Below are 3,681 nucleotides of genomic sequence, written 5' to 3' on the forward strand. Positions count from 1 at the left end.
GTGTAATTGAACCAAAACGTGTCAAAAAACAAGCTATCCAATCTGCATCTGAAGCAGCTGAAATGATTTTAAGAATTGATGACGTAATTGCATCCACCAGAGGCCCAGAAGACATGGGTATGGACCCATCCATGGGCGGTGGAATGCCTCCAATGATGTAAATTTAAAGAAATTTTTATAATTTCTTTCTTTTTTTATTTTTTATGGATTCTAATAGACTTATTTTTAAAACATCCCTTGATGATGTGTATTATTTAAAGGACACTATTTTTGTTAATTTTAATGTTAAACGTAATGGAATTTCCACATCCAAGTTAAATGGTGGATTTTCAAGCAATTTAAAGAGTGTTTTCAATCATCATTTATCGCAGGAGAATATTGATTATCTGGAAAATCATGATTTGAAGGATTATCTGATTCAGCAATGCGAATCATTAAATATTGATTTCACACATTCCACCGCATTGACTACATTGGCTAAAATGGAAAAGGTAAGCATCGTAACTGAATCATATAAAAATCTGGAAGTCACTGCCATAACAACAGCGGGGGTCAGGACTAATGCTGCAAGGGCGGGCGATCCTGCTGCATACTATGAAGAAAATGGTAAATTTGGTACAATAAACACAATCATTTTAATCAATACCAATTTAACTTATGAAACATTGCTTGATGCATTTATGAGTGCAACAGAAGCTAAAACAGTTGCCCTTAATGATTTAAAGATTCCCTCACAATATTCGAATGGATATGCCACTGGAACGGGGACTGACGGACTATGCGTTTTTTCCAATTTGGAATCAAATAACCTATTGACAAATGCCGGAAAGCATTCCAAGTTGGGAGAATTAATTGGGAAATGTGTAATAGATTCAGTCAAAAAAGCTATCAAAAAACAGGTTTGGATTTCTCCAAAATCTCAGTCAAACGTTTTGGTAAGATTAAATCGCTATACATTGGACATTAATGAATTTTATGATAATCTGGACTGTGATAAGGAAGAGTTCATTGTTGATTTGCAAAAGGAAATGAACAAGCCGGATAATGTGGCAGTTACAACTTCTGTTTTAAACCTGATTGATGAGGTCGAAAGCAACCTAATTGAAAAAGAGGAAGCTTTTAAGTTGGCATGCAGAATAAAAGAAACTTGTGATAGCTATACGATTAAAACTTTATTGGAATATTGGATTGACCATTTTATTCATTAACACTAATGGGGCTTTTTTCAGTTCACTATTCATCTTTTTGATAGTTTACATAAATGATTAATGGATATCAGTTTAAATAATAATCACATGATATAACAAATTATTGTGGATTTATTAAAAAGTATAAATATTTTATAAAATAAAAACTTTATCATACATGAGGCGGTGTTATTGTGGTGGACACTTTTGAAAAAAAAGAATTTTATAAATTTTCAAGATGATCTCAAGTTTTTAATCAACTCTGAAATTCGTTTGAAAATTTTGGGATGTTTATATAACTCTTCTGCATCCATTAAAGAAATAGAAGAAAAAACAGGTTATAGCTACAGTTCTATACTGGATAATATTAATAAATTAGAACAAAGAAAGTTTATTTTTAGTATTGAAGACAAATTTTATTTATTTAATAAAACAAAGATTAAATTAACTAATGTACTTGATTTTAACAATGCATGTGTTTTTTTAAAGGAAAATTCTGATTTTTTAAATTATTCTCTTGTAGACATTAATATTGACACTATTAAAGATTTATCCTCCCTTAGGGGATCTAAATTGGTCGAGTCTAATAATGTTGATTTATTTAAAGCTACTGAAATTTTTCAACGTTCATTGATGGGATTTAAATTTTTAAAAGGAATCTTTCCTTATTTCCATCCAAAACATGATGATATAATAAGTTATTGGATTGATAATGATTGTACTGTTGAATTGATACTTCCGGATGCGGTTTCTGAAGCGGTAAAAAATTTTATTAAAGATTATGTGCCAAAAAGTCCGAAAATCAAAAATAAGTATGTCAAATTAAAACCGAATGACTGCAATATCCAATTCGCATTCACTGTTTCAGATAAATGTCTGGTTTTAGCTTTTTATACTAAAAATGGCCAGTTCAATCAAAATGCGGTTATCACTTCCACTAGCCCTGAGGCTATAGAATTTGGATTGAAGCTTTTTGATGAATATGAAAAATTATGTGGCGATTATGTTTCACTAGAAGATATTATTTATCCAAACGGCAGGAGGGATGGTTATTAGATCCAATTTTTTTGATGAAAATAGTAGTTTAAATGATTTTAATCATTTAAAATTTATTCTTTCATCTGAAACAAGATTAAAATTATTGCTTAGTTTATATGAATCCGGTAAAACTATCAAAGAACTGGAATCAGAGTTCAATAGAAAATCAGGAAATATTTCCAGAGGGCTAAACGATTTGAAATCTTGTAAAATGATTACACGTTTGCCTGATAAAAAGTATGTTATTACGTCAATAGGTTTTTTATTCGCTAAAAATTTGGAAAATCTATTGTCCAATTTTGAAAATATAGACAATCACGAGAAATTTTGGGAAGATCATTCTATTAAATCAATACCTAATCGTTTTTTAAAAGACATTTCTTCCTTTAGTGGAGTTTCTTCAGTAAAGTCTAATATCACTGAATTTGCAAAGCCTATAAATGTATACTTGGAAAATATAAAAAAATCTACCGATATCTGTATGATTTTACCGGTATTCTCAAAGATTTTTATGGATTCCATATATGAGGCTTTAATTGATCACGAGGGGCATTTGGATTTGTTAACTACTAAAACTATCTATGATTTAATTGTCAAATCCGATTCTGAAAATTATTTTAAGGCTTTGGTTAGGGATAAGCGGATTGATTTTTATATTGTTGAAGATTTGTCAAATATCTTTTTCACTGTATCTGACGTATTTGCATCAATATTTTTATTTTATGATGATTCTGTCTTTGATAATTCTGAAATGCTTTTCATTGATGAGCAATCAGGTATTGATGATGCCTACAGATTTTATTATTCCTATAAAAAGTATATTTTAAAATAATTTTTTTTTTTAATTTGTTTTATGGATTTTTCCATAAATTATTTTTTTTACCATCAACATGAATTTTCATCATCAACATGAATTTTTTTCATCCAACAGTTTATTGCATCATCATTGATTTTTTCATATGAGGATTTTAAATTTTCTTTTTCAACTTTTAATTTTTTTCATTGAATTTTAATTTTTTATTTCGAAGTTATATTTTCACAATCATTGCGAATTTTCAACATATTTTTTAAAATTTTTGTTTTCATATTGATTAACATCATTCAAATAAAAAATCATCAGGAGCTATTAAAAATATCATTAAATCCTTAATTATTTAGTAATGCTAAAAATTTACGTAAATAAGTAGTAACTTTTATATATGTGCCTTGTCATAGATTAGATTAGAAAACATTTGTATTTTATTTAGTTATTTCAAAATTAACATATTTTTAATTATGTTTTTTAATGAAATAAGTGTTTAAATAGGTTATTTATAAACATTTTTTGTTTATATTTACTTATTTTTTTCACTTAAATTTTATATGAATGTTTTAATAAAAAGAGGTGAAAATATGGCAACTTTTAAAGGATTTGCAATGAAAAGACTCAATGAAATCGGATGGGTAGAAAAAGAAG

General features: G+C 28.0%; 3 protein-coding genes and 1 pseudogene. All 4 read left to right on the top strand.

Going from position 1 to position 3,681, the window contains the following annotated elements:
* Window positions 1–161, top strand: a pseudogene (locus E7Z77_RS09140) (thermosome subunit); the annotation flags it as partial.
* 42 nt (window positions 162–203) lie between these two features.
* The gene (locus tag E7Z77_RS09145; RefSeq protein ID WP_292753239.1) at window positions 204–1,208 is read left to right on the top strand and encodes an adenosylcobinamide amidohydrolase; all 1,005 of its coding nucleotides are present in this window, start codon (window positions 204–206) and stop codon (window positions 1,206–1,208) included.
* A gap of 186 nt (window positions 1,209–1,394) precedes the next feature.
* Window positions 1,395–2,243 (top strand): transcriptional regulator FilR1 domain-containing protein, encoded by an 849-nt coding sequence (locus E7Z77_RS09150; protein ID WP_292753242.1) that lies wholly within the window; start codon window positions 1,395–1,397, stop codon window positions 2,241–2,243.
* Window positions 2,233–3,057, top strand: a complete 825-nt coding sequence (locus E7Z77_RS09155) for a hypothetical protein (protein WP_292753245.1) — start codon at window positions 2,233–2,235, stop codon at window positions 3,055–3,057. The genes E7Z77_RS09150 and E7Z77_RS09155 overlap by 11 nt, the downstream gene beginning before the upstream one ends.
* Window positions 3,058–3,681: the final 624 nt, after the last annotated feature.

It is taken from the genome of Methanobrevibacter sp., assembly GCF_015062985.1.
GTDB lineage: Archaea > Methanobacteriota > Methanobacteria > Methanobacteriales > Methanobacteriaceae > Methanocatella.

Coding starts and splice junctions, on each gene's coding strand:
- E7Z77_RS09145 (WP_292753239.1), top strand. CDS start 204: ATGGATTCTAATAGACTTATTTTTAAAACATCCCTTGATGATGTGTAT.
- E7Z77_RS09155 (WP_292753245.1), top strand. CDS start 2,233: ATGGTTATTAGATCCAATTTTTTTGATGAAAATAGTAGTTTAAATGAT.